Genomic DNA, 16,566 nt, shown 5'->3' with positions numbered 1-16,566 from the left:
CATGCCATGTGTGGAATTGTAGGATGGATTGATTGGGAAAAGGACTTATCTGGTGAACGTGATGTGCTGCAAAAAATGACCCAATGCCTCAAGGATCGAGGCCCTGATGCAGAAGGCTTTTGGCTGACTCCTCGCGCGGCCCTCGGTCATCGCCGCCTTGTGGTCGTAGACCCTGCTGGCGGACAGCAGCCTATGTCGGCTCTCAAAAACAAACATGCCTGCACCATGATTTACAATGGTGAATTGTATAATACCGAGGATTTGCGAGCAGAACTGCTTGCTTGCGGACATACCTTTCAATCTCACTCGGATACAGAGGTACTTTTGCACACGTATTTGGAGTGGGGGCCAGATTGTCTGTCAAAGCTAAACGGCATCTTTGCTTTTGCGATCTGGGACGAACGCGAACAAAGATTGTTTGTCGGCCGTGACCGTATGGGGGTTAAGCCGCTGTTTTATGCGCAAAGAGGCCGTTCATTTCTGCTGGCCTCCGAGCTAAAAGCCTTGCTCGCTCACCCTGAAGTCAAACCAGAGCTCTCTCGTGAAGGCTTGGCAGAGGTTTTCGGAATCAGTCCCGCTCGTACGCCTGGCCATGGTGTTTTTCACAATGTACACGAGGTTCGGCCCGGCTCCTATCTGTTGGTGACGCGTGATAACGTCAAGCAAAAACGCTATTGGCAGCTCGAAAGCCACCCACATACGGATGACCTAAAGACAACTGCGGAACGTGTCAGGGAGTTAGTCACGGATTCGATTGAACGCCAATTGGTTGCGGATGTGCCCATTTCGACCCTCTTGTCAGGCGGGTTAGACTCGAGTATTATCACAGCTGTTGCGGCAGATCATTTTCAAAAAACAGGCCGTGGAACCCTGCACAGCTACTCCATTGATTACGTAGACAACCGAAAACATTTCAAGGCAAGTACTTTTCAACCGAATGAGGATGAACCTTATGTGCAGCTTGTTACAAAGTTTCTCGGAACCCAGCACCACACAATTGAGTTTGACACAGACGATTTGATTGAATCCCTGAAAACAGCGACACTCGCCCGCGACTTGCCGGGGATGGCTGATGTGGATGCGTCGCTTTACCTGTTTTGCCGAGAAATAAAAAAAGAGACAACCGTCGTCCTCTCAGGAGAATGTGCAGATGAAGTATTTGGCGGGTATCCGTGGTTTCATCGCGAGGAACTGCTGAATGCCGGAACGTTCCCATGGTCGAGAGCGACGAAAGAACGTGCCTCCTGGCTATCCCCTGATCTTCGTGATTGGGTCAAACCCGAGGAATACGTTGCCATGCGGTATGAGGAATCCCTCGATGAAGTCCCTCATCTTCCAGGCGAAGATCCCATTGAAGCTCGCCGACGGGAAATGTTTTATTTGAATATAACGTGGTTCATGAACACGCTGTTGGATCGCAAAGACCGAATGAGTATGGCGGCCAGTCTGGAAGCGCGCGTCCCGTTCTGTGACCATCGCATCGTGGAATACGTCTGGAACATCCCTTGGGATATGAAGACGCACGGGAATCGGGAAAAAGGAATTTTGCGAAAAGCCATGGAAGGAATCTTGCCTGATGAGGTTTTGTATCGCAAGAAAAGCCCGTACCCGAAAACACACAATCCCGCCTATACGGAAGCCGTTCGCTCTTGGCTGCTGGATATAGTAAACGACTCTTCCTCTCCACTACTTCAACTGGTAGATGTTCCAACGATTCGAAAAATTGCCGAGTCAGATGCACAGGCTTCGAGCATTCCGTTTTTCGGTCAGCTCATGAGTACACCCCAATTGTTCGCCTATCTCGGTCAACTGGATTATTGGCTGCGGGAATACCGTGTTTCCATTCGTGCCTAACTATATTACAAAAGCTCCTCGCCCCTTATGTTTCGGGGGAATTGAGGAGCTTTTCGTTACTTTTTGGTTCTTCCCCGTTGCTTGGTTCTACGTACGGGTTGTGCCTTCGGGTTGAGGGGTATGGTAGCAAGAGATTGATATCTCAGATCAAACTGCTCGCCTGAGCGTTTCATGATCGTGAACGTTTTGGTTGCGCCGACTCGGATCAACCGGTAGTCCACTCTTGTTTTTTTCCCTCCCCCGCTCAGTATCGCAGCCACGGTCCGATGATCCGGCAGATTCACTTTTATCTGCAACGACAACACGGTTGCAGGAAAAGTTGGGATGTCACGATAAGGAACACAGAGCTTTCCTTTTAGCATCCGCAAATGGAGATTCCGAATCATCACTTCCGTCAATTGCTTCCCCCAATACCGGCGGAAAATACGGGAAATTTTTCGTTTGGTGTTATATTTTTCGGGCAATGGCGTGTAATCCACACCGTTTACGGTATATACAGGCTTTCCTCTCGGCGAATTCGCGATCTGAGTCCAGACATGCTCTGCTGAAGTGATAAACTGCTTGAGCCTCTGCAACTCATCCAAGGATTTCACCTCCTCCATAAACCGTATGGTGGTGGGCTTATGCTAGTACGCCCGATTTCAGCTTTCCAAACGTAACGGACAACAATTCTGAACATACATATAAATTGCAATCATATTATCGAAGTGATAGAATATAAACCGCTTTCACTTCTCTTGTCGGGAAGTGCGTTTTTTTGCCATTTAAGTTTAGCACTATTTAATTTCTTGGAGGTTGTAATGAATTTCATCATTCCCATCGCTGGCTTACTCATCGTGATCGGGTTAGCATTGTTAGGGAGCAATGGACGTAAACAGGTCAAATACAGACCGATCATCGTCATGATTGCTCTGCAATTTTTGCTTGCCTTTCTTCTTCTGCATACCAAGTTTGGGTTTATATTCGTTTCAGCCATTTCCAAATCGTTTGAAAAGCTTCTTGCTTTTGCTGCGGAAGGAATCAATTTCGTATTTGGCAATCTGGCAAACGACGGACAAATGTCCTTTTTCCTTGGTGTATTGCTCCCTATCGTCTTCATTTCCGTTCTCATCGGTATTTTGCGGCACTTCAAGATTTTGCCGATTATCATGAAGGCAATTGGCTTTGTTCTGAGCAAAATTAACGGCATGGGTAAGCTAGAGTCTTACAACGCTGTCGCTTCCGCTATTGTCGGCCAAAATGAAGTATTCATCACTGTGAAAAAACAGCTCGGTTCCTTGCCAGAGCACCGTCTGTATACACTATGCGCGTCAGCCATGTCTACTGTCTCGATGTCGATTGTCGGTGCGTATATGACGATGATTGAGCCGAAATACGTTGTCACAGCCCTGTTCTTGAATCTGTTTGGCGGCTTTATTATCGCATCGATCATCAACCCTTATACAGTGAACGAAGAAGACGATTTACTGGAGATTCAAAGCAATGAAAAGCAGTCCTTTTTTGAAATGCTCGTTGAGTACATCATGGACGGCTTCAAGGTAGCAGTAGTCGTGGGCGCAATGCTGCTCGGTTTTGTTGCTTTGATTGCAGCTGTGAATAGCTTGTTCGGCATGATTTTCGGCTGGACATTCCAAGAAATGCTTGGCTTCGTCTTCGCTCCTTTTGCCGTCCTGATGGGCATTCCTTTTGGGGAAGCGATGAAGGCTGGTAGTATCATGGCGACGAAGCTCGTAACGAACGAGTTTGTAGCGATGATCGAGCTGGGCAAAGTCGTATCTGAACTGAGCCCACGTACAGTAGGAATTCTTTCCGTCTTCCTCGTTTCGTTTGCGAACTTCTCCTCTATCGGCATTATCGCTGGTGCGGTGAAAGGGCTGAATGAGAAACAATCCAATGTGGTTGCTCGCTTTGGGTTGAAGCTGTTGTTCGGTGCCACACTCGTTAGTCTTTTGTCTGGTATCGTCGTCAGCTTTGTTTTGTAATCAAAAAGTAGAAGTGTCCCTCTGCCATGTGCAGTAGGGACACTTTTTTATAAACTGCGAGTGATCTTTTCCACATCAACACGTCCAGAGAAAAACGTCGCTCCTCCACCCATATCCGCGATTCGGTCTGGTGTGAGGGCATTTACATAATGCTTCGGACCCTCGTTGTCTGCCCATAAGCCTTGGCTCACGACGACACCCGTGAGAACATTTTCACCGACAGCTGCCACGAGTTCACACTCTCCCCGCTCATTCCATATGCGGACCGTATCACCATCAGTAATGTCTAGAGTACTAGCATCCACCACATTCATGTGTAACCGAGGTATTTTTTCCATCTTCTTATGTTTTTCATTATTCGAGAACGTAGAGTTCAAATAATTGTGATTGGGTCCCGGGACAAATAAATACGGGAAATCCCCATCATTCACCAATGGTGTGTACGTCGGTAATGGAGGCAACCCGCGTATTGCCATTGCTTGCGAGTAAAGCTCAATTTTGCCACTTGGGGTGGGGAGATGTTCCAAAAAGAAAGGTTCCATATTGGCTTTGGCATATTGTTTTTCGACCAAAGTTTCATACGTGATTCCTTCCAGATGAGGATTATCGTGTCCCTCCAACGCCTGTCTGACCATCTCTGCATCACTGTCTTGAAAAACAGGTTCGTCATATCCCATAGCAGCAGCCAGCAAGCGGAAAACATCCGTGTTGGACTTGCTCTCTCCAAATGGGGCGATCACTGGTTGCTGAAGTTGAATGTAATGATGCCAATACGACGTGTAAAAATCCATATTTTCATAAGAAGACGTCGCTGGCAAAACGATATCAGCATAAAGAGCCGTCTCCGTCAAAAATAAATCATGCACAACCGTGAACAAGTCCTCTCTCGCCAAGCCTTCCCGTACTTTGTTTCCTTCTGGTGCAACAATGGCTGGATTGCTCGTATAGACGAAGAGCGATTTGACTGGCGGCTCTGTATTGAGCAACGCTTTTCCAAGTTCATTCATGTTGATGACTCTCGTCTGTTTATTGGCCAGCAAATCTGGTCGCTGCACGGCAAGCTTGTTGTGCTCCAAGAAGCCTTTATTCCCTTTATTGGCCCCACCGCCTTTGACAAGCCACTGCCCTGTCAGGGCCGGAAGACAAGCAATCGTCCTTACACACATTCCGCCATTGTCGTGATGCTGAATGCCATTTCCAATGCGAATAAAGGACGGGGAAGTGGTACCATACATTCTCGCCAATTTATAAATATCGTCGACAGGGACACCTGTTATCGCTGATACGGTAGCAGGATCGTAGGTGCGTACATGCTCCTTGAGCTCTTCATGTCCTACTGTATACTTCTCCATAAAGGCTGAATCCACCAAGTTTTCTGCAAAAAGCACATGCATGATGCCCAAAGCCAAAGCCGTATCTGTTCCGGGTAAAATCGGGATAAACCAATCAGCCCATCGCCCTGTCTGATTTTTGTGGACATCAATCACGACGATCTTCGCCCCGTTTTTTCGAGCCTGTTCCGCAAACACCACTTGATGCATGTTGGTGCTAACCGTATTGATCCCCCACATGATGAACAGCTTGGAATGTACAGTGTCTTCCGGATCTGTTCCAAAGGCTCCGCCCATCGTGTAGTTGTACCCTACAGCCCCTGCACTGTTGCATATCGTACGGTCAAGTTGACTGGCCCCCATACGATAGAAAAAACGGCGATCCATTCCTTCAACACTAATCCGCCCCATGTTTCCGTAAAAGCTGTAAGGCAAAATGCTCTCGGGACCGTCTGAGTCGATCAAGGCACGCCAGCGTTCGGTTATGGTAGTGATGGCTTCCTCCCAACTGATTCGAACAAACTCCCCGCTCCCTTTTTTGCCAATACGCTTCAACGGATGCGTGAGTCGCTTGGGATCATAAATGCGCTCTGTCATGTTGCGGACTTTGTTGCAAATATTCCCCTTCGTCACCGGATGGTTCGGGTCCCCTTCAATTTTGACGATTTTCCCCTCTTTTTTATGAAGGAGCAATCCACATTGGTCCGGGCAATCAAGTGAACAGACTGCTGGAAAAACACCGTTTTCCTGGGTGGTATAAGTCATGGAGGTTCCTTCTTTCTCATAACAGTAACTAGCTTTTATGCTATTATAATCGATTGAAAAAAGAAGGCACTACCCCTGTGCGAATGATAAGTTAATAGTTTTTATTTTTATATACCAATCGTTTCATTACGATTTCTAATGGTCCGGTCAGATTATGCTTTTCTAAAAGCGTGGCCAATAGCAGAGAAAGGCTCCAAATAGCCACGGCAATGTCTAAAACAACTATTCCGAAAAGTTACCTTTTCGGAATAGTTCAAGGCTCAATTTCAAGCCCCTCTTTATTTATAGCTCATTATTCCAAGAGCTTTCTAGTTAGGACTATTGAGTCTAATGTCTTCAAAATCAGGTTTGGTTGAAAACAATCTCTGGGTTTTAATCAGGGATAAACGCTTCTAGCAAAGCAATCATTTCACGATTCCCCAACATTCTTGCTTCTGCGATCGGACTAGATAACTTGGATGGGTGTTCTGGGGCATACTGTGTAGCAAGAAGTGGATCAGCTCCGTATTCCAATAACAACTTTACAATATGTAAGCGGTTATCTTGAACTGCACGCATAAGTGGCGATCTAAAGTTCTGATAATTTAAATCAGGCTCAGCGCCATTCTTAAGTAGTTCATTTACCATGTCATAATTATTTTTTGCTACTGCTAAGGTGATTATGGTGTACTGATCGTACAATAAGTTCGGGTTTGCCCCGTTTTTCAGAAGTAGACTTGCAACATCTAGATGGTCGTTTGAAACTGCTGAATGGAGAGCAGTAGTCTTGAAACCTTTTTCAACTTCTATATATGCATTAGGGTCAATTCCAGCTTTCAAAAATAATTTTAGAATGTCTATTTCATTTTCACGAGCGGCATCAACGAAAAAAAATGCGTTGAATTGAGGAACTGAAGCCTCAAGTTCTTGCCTTGCCTGTCTTGCTTCTTCAGAAGCCATCTTATCATCTGAAATGGCCACAATTTTAACATTCGGATCAAGTCTTAAAATATGTTCATAATCGAGATTCATAGATACCTCGGGTTGATCAGGAGTATTAATTGTAGGCTCCTCCACCTGACCTGGTACTATATGATTAGGATCGCTTAAAACATTTGTCCCCTCATCTTTAGATACGTCATAGCTCGTTTTATTATTAGTAATCTCTTTTTGCTGATTTGGATGTTCTTGAATATCTTTAGGTTCGAGATCCTCAATACGTACCCCATCTGCTTTCTGTTGTTGAATACTAGATTGTAATACTGGTTTTGATAATTGGTTGGAACCAGTCATATTTTGTATGACAATCGTCCATATAGCCACGCAAATTACCAAAACTGAAGCTAGGAGTAAACTCCGTTTCATTTTTATTGACATAGCTCTCTTACCTCCTGATCAGGTAGATTATACCATAATCAGTAGTCATTTCCCTTCATAATCCAGCTCGATTAGCCGCATTATATTCAGATTGAACTAAATAAGATAGCATCTTTTTTATCACAAGAAGGTTATCTCGCGGAAGCTTCGTAAGTGTATATTTACATACATGCAAAAAAAGCAGCCGATCCCTTGAGTTTTTCAGGAAAACGGCTGATGCTTTCAAGCGACGAGAATGGATTGATTCGGACAATAGGGGGCACCTCACGAAACGGAAATAATCGTACGATTGTAATAGATTGTCATCGATCAATTCTCCTCGTTCTGTCAACGCCTGTATCATTCCCTCCAAGTACTGTATTACAGAGAACAATAGCTGCTACTACCGAGGGTACCGGCAATATGAAAAAACTCGTGTTCCTTAGCGTACAGGAATACGAGTTTTTTATTACATCCAAGTCACATTTGGTTGGCGGTACCCCCCCAAAAATACCATGTAGGGTGTGGCCACGTTTGCAACAAGAGGTACAATTCGTAACAAGCGATTTGCTACTTCTGATTATCTTCAGGAAGTAGCGAGTATTCTAAACCCATAAAACTAGCTACAGAGAGCTTTTCTTCGTTGCTGACCTGAAATCGGTAATTAGCAGGAGACAATAGCGCCTGTTCATCATCTTCCGTCAAATTTTCTTTTAGCTTTAGCTGTTGCGAAATCGTATACCGATTCTCTTTACTGTTGAACTCAATTTGAACGTGTGAAGGAGTTTCAGCAAGCAAATTTTTAATGGTCTCGTTGCCTGGCATATCTGCAAACGTAAAGTAAATGGGTTTTTCCGTATGCATCATTTTTTCTCTTAAATCGTCCGAAATTAAGATTCGTAACGTGAGTTCTGCCGAATTACCGTTTTTTGTTATTTGAAGCACGGATGTTTTTAGATTCTCCCCTGTAATTTCTTCGAAATAATCGTAGACAGTTACATATGACTTCTCTTTAGGGACTGTTACTGCCTCGCTACAGCCACTAAGAAGAACTATGAACAGAAGGAGAAGTATATGGAGAGATCGGATCATAGATCTTTTGATTTTTTACTAGAATACTCTTTGTACGAGTATTTGACGTTAACGTAGTTAGAATCTACTACTCTGCCTTGAAAATATTCGTTTAAGCTTCCAGTTGTTTTTACGGCTTTTGATCCGTATTCAACGGTTGTAATCGTACGCTTTGGTATGACCCAACTGTGGGTTGTTTCTACAATGTCTTCATCTCCAAATGAAACTTCTGCATTAATCCCCACTTTTCCCTCTATTATCCTCCAGTTGACTTTCGTCTCGGCTTCCACGCCTATTTTTCCGGTTAGAAATGTTTTTCTTGTAACCTTCCTTGAAAAGGTATCGTTTTCGCTACTATCGTTCTCAATATCAGCTTCATAAGATTTTGATTTGTATAGGTCCTTCTTAGACATTTCATATACTTTGCCAGTCATATCATTGCCTAAGGGACCAATCTTAGATGAATCACTCTTCGTAAGGTCATCTGTAAAATCATACTCTACTGGGTTCTCATATACACGTTCAACGATTTTTAGGTTACCTATTTGAATAGTCTCACCTTGAGATACTGCGAAAGCAGAGCCAGCTCCAGATACAACTAAACTGCTAAGTAAGAGAGTTGCGAAAGAAATTTTCTTACTATTCATTTTTTACCCTCCTGTATATTGTTAGAAATTTTAAATTCAAGGAAATTGTAACATATATTTCCAAATTGAGTTTCTATAACCTTAATTCAAATAAAACCTTATCTACTTTTTTTCTTATTTTTGCATCATTCTTGATTGAATTACCAGGATGTACTGATCCAATTGCTGACTTAATTCTACGACTTCATCATCCAACAAATCATTCTTCTCCAAAAACAATTGCACCAGCTGTTCCCGTAATTGTTCCACAATGTTTTTCAAATGATCTACATCGTGATAAGTTCCTCCTTCCCGATCTAACAGTAGCGTGGTACATTTACTTATAGGAGCTGTATCTGCTCCTCCTGCGGGCGTTCCATTTTCCTGACGAATGGGTGGAACGCCCTTTCTATATGCAAATGCTCCTATGGTTATCACCCCCCTTTTTTTACAATAGATACATATATAACTATACTGCAATTTCCCAAATTCACTGTTCTTAGAAAAATGGGAAAATAAAAAAAGCATCCCTTTTTTGTTGGGGATGCTTTTTCGAACCCTTTATCAAACTCTATTTAGCCTCCTACGCCGTGATGATATTGCATAACTGGAGGAGGAGAAACAGCAGAAATAGATGGCGTTTCGCTTCCTATAGAAGCCTGGCCAACACTGGAAAATAGCCCAAAACTCAAAGCCATGGATAACAAAACAAAAAATCTCTTCATATTCACACTCTCCCTTCTAAAATAGCTTGATAGCGATCTTTTTGCTCATTTGTTGCTTGTGGCAAGTGTTTCCAAAACTTTGTGACACAACGTTTAAATCCTTGGTGATAGGTCATTTTGTCAGATAAATCCAGGCACAGCAGTAACTGATCTATCGCTTGTGACGTGTTTCCTTTTCTAGATTCATATTCAGTCTTTTGATCCAAAATTGAAAATTCTGACTCAAATTAATAGGGTTCTGATGGTCATGAAAGCTGGATAGATTAGCAGAATAACGATGTAGTAGCTCATCTATACAAAAATTATGTTTATTGGCTGCTTCGATGATGGTCAACATCCCAGGGAGAATTTTATTTGGATGTTCCTGTAAGAAAGCAACATACTCTGATAGGATACTCACGTTTCCTTTCTTCAAGTTAAGCCCATATAGGTTAGCCCTGCCCCATATATTGAATTTCTTTACTTCTTTATTCCCTATCTCATCTAACAGTTCAAACCAAGTAAGATCAGTATATTCGATCACGTGTTTTTCCGCTTCTACATATTGTTCTTGCATTGTCAGAGCAACTCCTTTTAACAAGGAGCTTTGGCCATAGTACACAACTAGATGACGTTCCGTGTGTAACATTTCATCCGTTTTACCGCTCTCTTTCTTTCGTAGTTGATCCTGATAGACTGCAATAGCTAGGGTCCGTAGTTCGTCAGCATATTTTTCAACATCTTTCCACTTTTGCAACATGTAGCACGCATTCGCTAGATGTAGCACGCATTCGCTAGATGTAGCACGCATTCGCTAGATGTAGCAACGCGTCCAATTGGTGATTTTCGGACAATCTGTTCCGATAGGGTTCAAACCGTATGACCGCTTTCCAGTTGTCTTCAGGACTTGTTCCTTGCAACGCACGAAATAACCGATATTGACTTATCAGGAAGTGATCCGAATGACTATCTTTTTCAGTTTCAATCACTAGCTGATAAAAGGGGACTGACATAGGCTTTCTACCATTTTGAAATAATTGCTCTGCAACAGTAAAGAGAATGGAAACGTTTTTAGGGTTCTCAAGTAATCTGGAGACAACCACTTCAATACAATCCTGATGCCCAAGCTCGGCGCATCGAACCAAATAAGGGATCAAACGTGGCCGCGAGATTTTTTCTTCGGCTATACACTCTTCCGGGTACAACTCGTACAACCAACCAGGAGCCTTTTCAAAGACTTTAGCCAACGTGTCAAGCTGACCAATTGTAATGGCACGTGGTGGATTGCTATTTAGGATCTCACTCAAATCTCCAGGATTAACACCACTCAACTCACTGAGTTTACTAAGTGTATATCCGTTCTCTTTCATATTTTTATCTATTTCAGAGCGTATCGATTTTTGTGTTGTTTTTCTTGTTTCCATACTAAAAGAAATCCCCCTTAGTAGTGTACATAAGAAACACTTAACTTCTCACATTTTATAATCGCCGTAAGTATTTGTAAATATTTACCATAAATTCCCCTTGAACTTACTCATGATCCGTCAATTATATTACTCATGCATGGAGTTCACATCCTTCTATGAATTTTCATTCCACTTTCATCTTAGTTTTTAGAGGTTATCAAAATGTAAATTCTTGGAAATAACAGTAAGTATTTTAATTCACCAAGTATAATGGGTAATCAAAAATTCGCTAACAGGTTAACATATGAGTAAACGATTCAAGGAGAGCTTCCAAGAATTGAAACTAAAAGATGCCCGAATAGAAAAGAAATTATCCCAGGAAAAAATAAGCAGAATCATATACGTTTCCTTGAAACACTATCAGAACATTGAATACGGGATTACCAATCCCACTGTTACGATTGCGCTACATATTTGCGAAGTTCTCGACATCGATCCAAGAGAAGTTGACGAGTGGAAAGACAGACGTATACCTAACTAAGAGCGGTTTCCTATGGGAAATGCAAAATTCAACCATAAGGTTAAATAAGCAAAAAAGCCGGATTACCGTGGGGTAATTCGGCTTTTTACTTATCGAGAGTTCTGTTCACAGACATATTTTTCACGCAAAGCAATCATTTGTGAATTTCCCTTCCTTCCTGCTTCCTCCAACGGAGTCATATATCCTGTACTCCTCGCATTAATGGTGTCCCCCATAGACAATAAAAAGGACACCATCAGTCGATGGCGCCCCTTTGTTCCGAACTCAGAAATCCCAATTCAGCAAGTCCTCCAGCAGTTCGCGGGAAAATGCTAATTGCTCCGGTGTGTATTTATCCAGAAAGCTCTTAAATCGCTGTTCAATGTCCTGATGCATCTGGTGATGAATCTTATACAGCTTTTGTCCCTTTGCAGTTAGCCGATAGTACACTTCTTTCTTATTATCAACCAACTGTTGCCTTTTAATTAAATCAAGCTTCCATAACTTTTTGCTGATCCGTGTTATGGACCCTTTCGTTAAATTGACTTTTTCCGAAATCGTGGTGACATTGATGGGACCATGATCCCCGATACAGGCAATGAAATGAATTTCGGATAGGGTAAGGTTTAGCTTCATCCCCATTTCGGATTCCAGCTTCTGCATCTCTTCTGCCATTCGCGCAGTCAATTTGCTTTCTCGTAGCTCTTGCTGCGTGATTAACTGAATGTAAAGCTGTATGATCCTCTGCTTGGAAAGTTCTGTGCTTTGCATATCATGTCTCCTAGATATCCATCTCCTCTCCATTATATACTGATTGTTTCGAGAAAAACAATTTCATTTTGTTTTGCACAAAACAATTCCGCTTCAATCAATCTTGTCCGCACCAGTGTGAGATTCCTTTCCGAATAGCTTCCAGCGGATTAGACTCCTCTTGGGAAACAGCCCACGCGACATATCCATCCGGTCGAATCAACGCTGTATGCACGTCATGCCAATCAGCTGCTCCCTTTGCAAGCGAAGCACGAACGACATGGACATGCTTGTATCTCGACCAATCTACAGCATCGTCCAATCGTTCATCCGAGCCAAAATGTAGCAAGAGGAATGAACCAGAATGAAATAGCTTGTAAGCATTCTGGCACTCACCGTTCTCCAGACGCAGATTCAACTCTGTAAAACGTCGACCATTCCATACATGCGGCTGCATCTCCCCAACCGGTTCATACTGGACATTGAACGCAGAGATTTGGGTAGCCAACCGATAATTTGCCTCGGGTATTTTCAGCAGGTCGGACACCATATTCCTCAAAGCGATAACGGCTGGGGAGAATTCCGAACTACCGAACAGCAGCGATTGCACCTGTGTATTCGTTAGCAATGCGGTATTGATGGGGAGACGCTCCGTATGATAGCTGTCCAACAGCCAATCCGGTGCCCAGCCTTTTAAATGGGCCGCCAGCTTCCACCCTAGGTTGATTGCCTCTTGCAAGCCAACGTTCATCCCCTGTCCTCCGGCTGGAAAATGAATATGCGCCGCATCTCCCGCCAGGAAAAGCCGCCCTTCTCGATAACGCTGAGCTTGCAAGGTCGCATTGCCAAAACGAGTCATCCAAAACGGATCGGAAATTCCTAAATCGTCTCCAAGAATACGCAGCAAACTAGCACGCAGTTCCTCCAAGGAAACGGGTTCTTCCTTTGGTACAGCCATTCGCTCCGTATCGATCAGCACCACCCGATGCATCCCTTTTGGCAAGGGTACAATCATGACCAAGCCTTGTTCATTAAAGTAGGAAAGGGCTCCTGATTCCGGCGGATTTTTCAAAACAACATCCCCTTGCATAGCCGTAAAAGTCGCATTCTTACCGACAAACGGAATGCCTGCCTGCTTGCGGACAATGCTGGCAGCGCCATCTGCACCGACCACATAGCGTGCCGTCAGCACAGCCTTTCCATTCGGCCCGGAAGCCTCAACCTCAACCCCGTGCTGATCTTGGTGTACGGCCACTACCTCCTCTTCCCTTCGTATTACCACCCCTAGACTTTTTGCCCACTCCTCTAGCACCTTCTCCGTGTCATGTTGGGGAATAATCAATGTGTAGTTGGAGGAAGAATCCAAGACTGAAAAATCTAAGCGTGTATCAAGCGCAGCAAAATGCGTCGTCGAAATCGGCTTTCCTCTCTCAAGTAATTTCGCTTTCAACCCGCGCATATCCAGGATTTCCAATGTGCGCGGATGTACCGTTAGCGCCCGTGAATACGGGGTCGTTTCCTTTAAGCGCTCAAGTACGCATACCTTCACTTTCGCCAACGCCAGCTCTCCAGCCACCATCATGCCAACTGGTCCACCACCAACAATAATCACTTCATAATCAACCTGCATTGAAATCACTCCTTTTTTGTTTTGAGCGAAACAAAATCAATATATCACATCTTCTTTTAATTGAAAATGATTTTCAATTAAAATACTTTTTAAAGACTATGCTAACAAATGAAAAGGCGACCCCTTCACCTCGAATGGAGGAAGAGATCGCCTCTTTCTATTTTTTTATCGTTTTGCTACGACAATGGCATAGACAAGACCTTGATCATTTGTCCACAAATCCACTTTGTCCTTGGAGGTAAGATCGCTTTCTTTCAAGTCATTACCGTTGTAGTATTTGATCTTTGCGTCTTCTGTCATCTTCAAGCTCGTCGACACGTCATCGAAAAATACGTATTTGTCTTTGTTCACACGGGATTCAATTCCGACGAAACGCACGTTTTCCTTCGCCAGTTTTCCACTAACGGAAGCAGCAATGACATCGCCGTCCCGATCAAGGGTCAATGTCACGTATTCAAATTGATCGACATCTTCAATCGCATCCTCATCCGTTACATCGTACGTCTTGCCGTTAATCTCTACTTTCGCGGAAGTCACCTTGCCGTCATCGTTACGAACCTCAACTGAGTCAACCACGCCGCTTACTTTCTTAGGCGCACCTGTAATTGCCTTTACTTTGCCAGCGTTGTTGAGTGTCAGCGTGTACTCGTTGTCGTTGGATGCTGCATCGCTGTCAATCGTGACGCCGGACAAGAGCTCATACACCTTCCCGTTCACGGTAATTTTGGAACCGGATTTTTTCGTCACGTATCCTTTTACCGTTTGCTTTTCCAAAGTCAGCTCTACAATGTCATTCGTGCCGACGTTGTATTTCCACGTAAGGATACGGTGGTCATTAAACTGATCTGTTTTAATCGTCGTTGGAGATACGGATCTGTCATCGACAGTCAGCTTCGCGTTGGTCAAGATGTCGTAGATTTTTCCGTCGATTTTCACCGTTGCCAGTTTTCCTGCTGCATACGCAGTTGTGTCTGAGACCAGCTTGTTCGTAGCTGCACCTACACCCTGCTCTACTTTGATCAGATTTCCATTCTTGTCAAACGTAAGCACTGCAATTTGGCCGCTCGTCAACTCATCCAGTTCATCTACTTCGTCTTCATCTACGAACAACTCGGTATCTTCATGCACCTCATAATTAACGCTGCCGACGCGAATCCGGTTTTTGTCTGTATCAACGGTGATTGTATCCGTATAACTCAGCTTCGTGTAAACAAGCTCAGATACCTTGCCGTCCACATTGAGTGTCAGCTCGACCAAGTCATCTTTTTCGATGTCAGAGAACGAAGCACTTGTTTCTTTTGCCTCTGGATGCGCCTTGCCTTTGATCGTTGCTTTGGAATCCAGAGTGTATGTCGTGCCGTCTACTCTCAGCTCTTTCTTCGAGTTGGAACCGCTCACGGAAGATACTTTTTCCACAATTCCTTTTGTCGTGTTGTCGCTAATCGTGATGGACTTGATCTTGCCATTGTCGCCAACGACTGCCACGAACTTTTGGCCGATGTGAGAACGGCTTACATTTACGCCATCTTCTACTTCCAAAACGACTTCTCTTCCATTGACGATTGCCTTGAATTTCTTCTCATCGCCTACAGCCGATGTAAAATTAAGACCAGTCTTCACGATTCCTTCGACGATTTCGGAATCAGAAGTAACAACGGTGAGGAAAGCCACTCGGCCGTTTTTCGTGATGTATTCTACTTGCGCGCCTACGACCAGATTGCCGTATACTTGCGCGGAATCAGCAATTTCGATTTCTTTGTTTTGTCCGACTAGTTTCAGCTTTTTGCCAGACTTGTCATACGAAGCAACTGCGCCCTTTACTACTGGTAGCTTCTGATTGGTTCCTTTTGCATTGCCATCTTTGTCGTAGTAGGCGCCGTTTGCGTAAACAGGCGTTTCCATAAAGCGATCGGTATACTTCGCAACGATATCACGCGGAGCTGCTGTTGTCGGTGTTTCCTTTGCATCGTAAATACCTGCTCTGTCCGCTTCCAGCAAATACGGGATGTACCACTCGCTTGAGGCTGATGGACGAACGTCAATCTTCAAGCCTTGGACGTAAACAGTCAACGCTTCCGCAATTTTTACATTGTTGTTCGGTTTGAAGGTTCCATCTGGATATCCCTTGATGATGCCTTGGGATACCGCAAGATTAATGTATCCTGTTGCCCAGTGATCTGCTGGCAGATCTTTAAATACGGTCTTTCCTTGTAGTAGCTTTGCTTGCGCATCTGTGTACCCGAGTGCCAGCACAGCAACTTTAGCGAACTCCGCTCTCGTCACTTCTTTATACGGTCTGAAAGTGCCATCTGTATAACCTTTCAGCACACCGGCATAATTCAATTTCAGAATCGCGTCTTTATTTACGTTTCCTCCGATATCGGAGAATGGCAGTGCCGTAGCAGCCAATCCGGTACCCGGCAATGCAAGCGAACCTGCCAGAACCGCTGTCGCCAATAATTTTTTGAAATCCTTGCTTGCTCTATTCTTTGCTTTTTGCAAAATAAACCCCTCCATCAATGTAACAGTTTTATCAGTTCATTCTCTCCAGCAAACACTCCCATTTGAAGAAATGATGGAATTGTCCGCAGT

At 43.9% G+C, this 16,566-nt stretch carries 16 protein-coding genes; 3 read left to right on the top strand and 13 right to left on the bottom strand.

Features of this window, described 5'->3' with window-relative positions; translation table 11 throughout:
* The first annotated feature begins 6 nt into the window (after positions 1 to 6).
* Positions 7 to 1,854 (top strand): asparagine synthase (glutamine-hydrolyzing), encoded by a 1,848-nt coding sequence (gene asnB, locus PMI05_RS17465; protein ID WP_007724364.1) that lies wholly within the window; start codon positions 7 to 9, stop codon positions 1,852 to 1,854.
* 56 nt (positions 1,855 to 1,910) lie between these two features.
* Here the strand turns inward: asnB and PMI05_RS17460 are convergent, their stop codons facing one another.
* Positions 1,911 to 2,447, bottom strand: a complete 537-nt coding sequence (locus PMI05_RS17460; protein ID WP_081496837.1) for a hypothetical protein — start codon at positions 2,445 to 2,447, stop codon at positions 1,911 to 1,913.
* Between the two features lie 207 nt (positions 2,448 to 2,654).
* On the opposite strand from PMI05_RS17460, the gene PMI05_RS17455 reads away from it, so the two are divergent.
* On the top strand, positions 2,655 to 3,836 hold the full coding sequence (locus PMI05_RS17455) for a NupC/NupG family nucleoside CNT transporter (protein WP_007724360.1): 1,182 nt from the start codon (positions 2,655 to 2,657) through the stop codon (positions 3,834 to 3,836).
* Between the two features lie 47 nt (positions 3,837 to 3,883).
* On the opposite strand, the gene PMI05_RS17450 is transcribed toward PMI05_RS17455, so the two are convergent.
* The 9 genes from PMI05_RS17450 to PMI05_RS31805 all read right to left on the bottom strand — a co-directional run bounded on the left by PMI05_RS17450 (position 3,884) and on the right by PMI05_RS31805 (position 11,092).
* Positions 3,884 to 5,932, bottom strand: a complete 2,049-nt coding sequence (locus PMI05_RS17450) for a molybdopterin-dependent oxidoreductase (protein WP_007724358.1) — start codon at positions 5,930 to 5,932, stop codon at positions 3,884 to 3,886.
* Between the two features lie 91 nt (positions 5,933 to 6,023).
* The gene (locus PMI05_RS30100; RefSeq protein WP_369751222.1) at positions 6,024 to 6,143 is read right to left on the bottom strand and encodes a DUF418 domain-containing protein; all 120 of its coding nucleotides are present in this window, start codon (positions 6,141 to 6,143) and stop codon (positions 6,024 to 6,026) included.
* Between the two features lie 161 nt (positions 6,144 to 6,304).
* Positions 6,305 to 7,288: an ankyrin repeat domain-containing protein gene (locus PMI05_RS17445; RefSeq protein ID WP_007724351.1), complete on the bottom strand. Its 984-nt coding sequence runs from the start codon at positions 7,286 to 7,288 to the stop codon at positions 6,305 to 6,307.
* Between the two features lie 549 nt (positions 7,289 to 7,837).
* Positions 7,838 to 8,212, bottom strand: a complete 375-nt coding sequence (locus PMI05_RS17440; RefSeq protein WP_238543318.1) for a hypothetical protein — start codon at positions 8,210 to 8,212, stop codon at positions 7,838 to 7,840.
* A 143-nt stretch (positions 8,213 to 8,355) separates the two neighbouring features.
* Positions 8,356 to 8,985, bottom strand: coding sequence for a hypothetical protein (locus tag PMI05_RS17435; protein ID WP_007724348.1), 630 nt, complete (start codon positions 8,983 to 8,985; stop codon positions 8,356 to 8,358).
* 114 nt (positions 8,986 to 9,099) lie between these two features.
* Complete coding sequence (locus PMI05_RS17430; protein ID WP_039960954.1) at positions 9,100 to 9,402, bottom strand: aspartyl-phosphate phosphatase Spo0E family protein; 303 nt, start codon at positions 9,400 to 9,402, stop codon at positions 9,100 to 9,102.
* A 137-nt stretch (positions 9,403 to 9,539) separates the two neighbouring features.
* Positions 9,540 to 9,689, bottom strand: coding sequence for a hypothetical protein (locus PMI05_RS30745; RefSeq protein ID WP_007724346.1), 150 nt, complete (start codon positions 9,687 to 9,689; stop codon positions 9,540 to 9,542).
* Positions 9,690 to 9,840: 151 nt separating this feature from the next.
* A complete protein-coding gene (locus PMI05_RS31810) occupies positions 9,841 to 10,428 on the bottom strand; it encodes a hypothetical protein (protein WP_007724343.1) in 588 nt (195 codons plus the stop codon).
* Between the two features lie 34 nt (positions 10,429 to 10,462).
* Positions 10,463 to 11,092, bottom strand: coding sequence for a helix-turn-helix transcriptional regulator (locus PMI05_RS31805; protein WP_007724341.1), 630 nt, complete (start codon positions 11,090 to 11,092; stop codon positions 10,463 to 10,465).
* A gap of 286 nt (positions 11,093 to 11,378) precedes the next feature.
* Here PMI05_RS31805 and PMI05_RS17420 point away from each other — a divergent pair, with 286 nt between their 5' ends.
* Positions 11,379 to 11,615, top strand: a complete 237-nt coding sequence (locus tag PMI05_RS17420; RefSeq protein WP_007724338.1) for a helix-turn-helix transcriptional regulator — start codon at positions 11,379 to 11,381, stop codon at positions 11,613 to 11,615.
* Positions 11,616 to 11,879: 264 nt separating this feature from the next.
* Here the strand turns inward: PMI05_RS17420 and PMI05_RS17415 are convergent, their stop codons facing one another.
* From PMI05_RS17415 to PMI05_RS17405, 3 genes are all read right to left on the bottom strand, one after another.
* Positions 11,880 to 12,365: a MarR family transcriptional regulator gene (locus PMI05_RS17415; RefSeq protein ID WP_007724334.1), complete on the bottom strand. Its 486-nt coding sequence runs from the start codon at positions 12,363 to 12,365 to the stop codon at positions 11,880 to 11,882.
* Between the two features lie 97 nt (positions 12,366 to 12,462).
* Positions 12,463 to 13,974, bottom strand: a complete 1,512-nt coding sequence (locus tag PMI05_RS17410; RefSeq protein WP_007724332.1) for a monooxygenase — start codon at positions 13,972 to 13,974, stop codon at positions 12,463 to 12,465.
* Between the two features lie 165 nt (positions 13,975 to 14,139).
* Entirely contained in the window at positions 14,140 to 16,476 is a 2,337-nt protein-coding gene (locus PMI05_RS17405) for an S-layer homology domain-containing protein (RefSeq protein ID WP_007724330.1), read from the bottom strand.
* Positions 16,477 to 16,566 lie beyond the last annotated feature (90 nt).

The organism is Brevibacillus sp. BC25 (assembly GCF_000282075.1).
Taxonomy (GTDB): Bacteria; Bacillota; Bacilli; order Brevibacillales; family Brevibacillaceae; genus Brevibacillus.
This window is presented reverse-complemented; position numbering and strand designations above follow the sequence as displayed.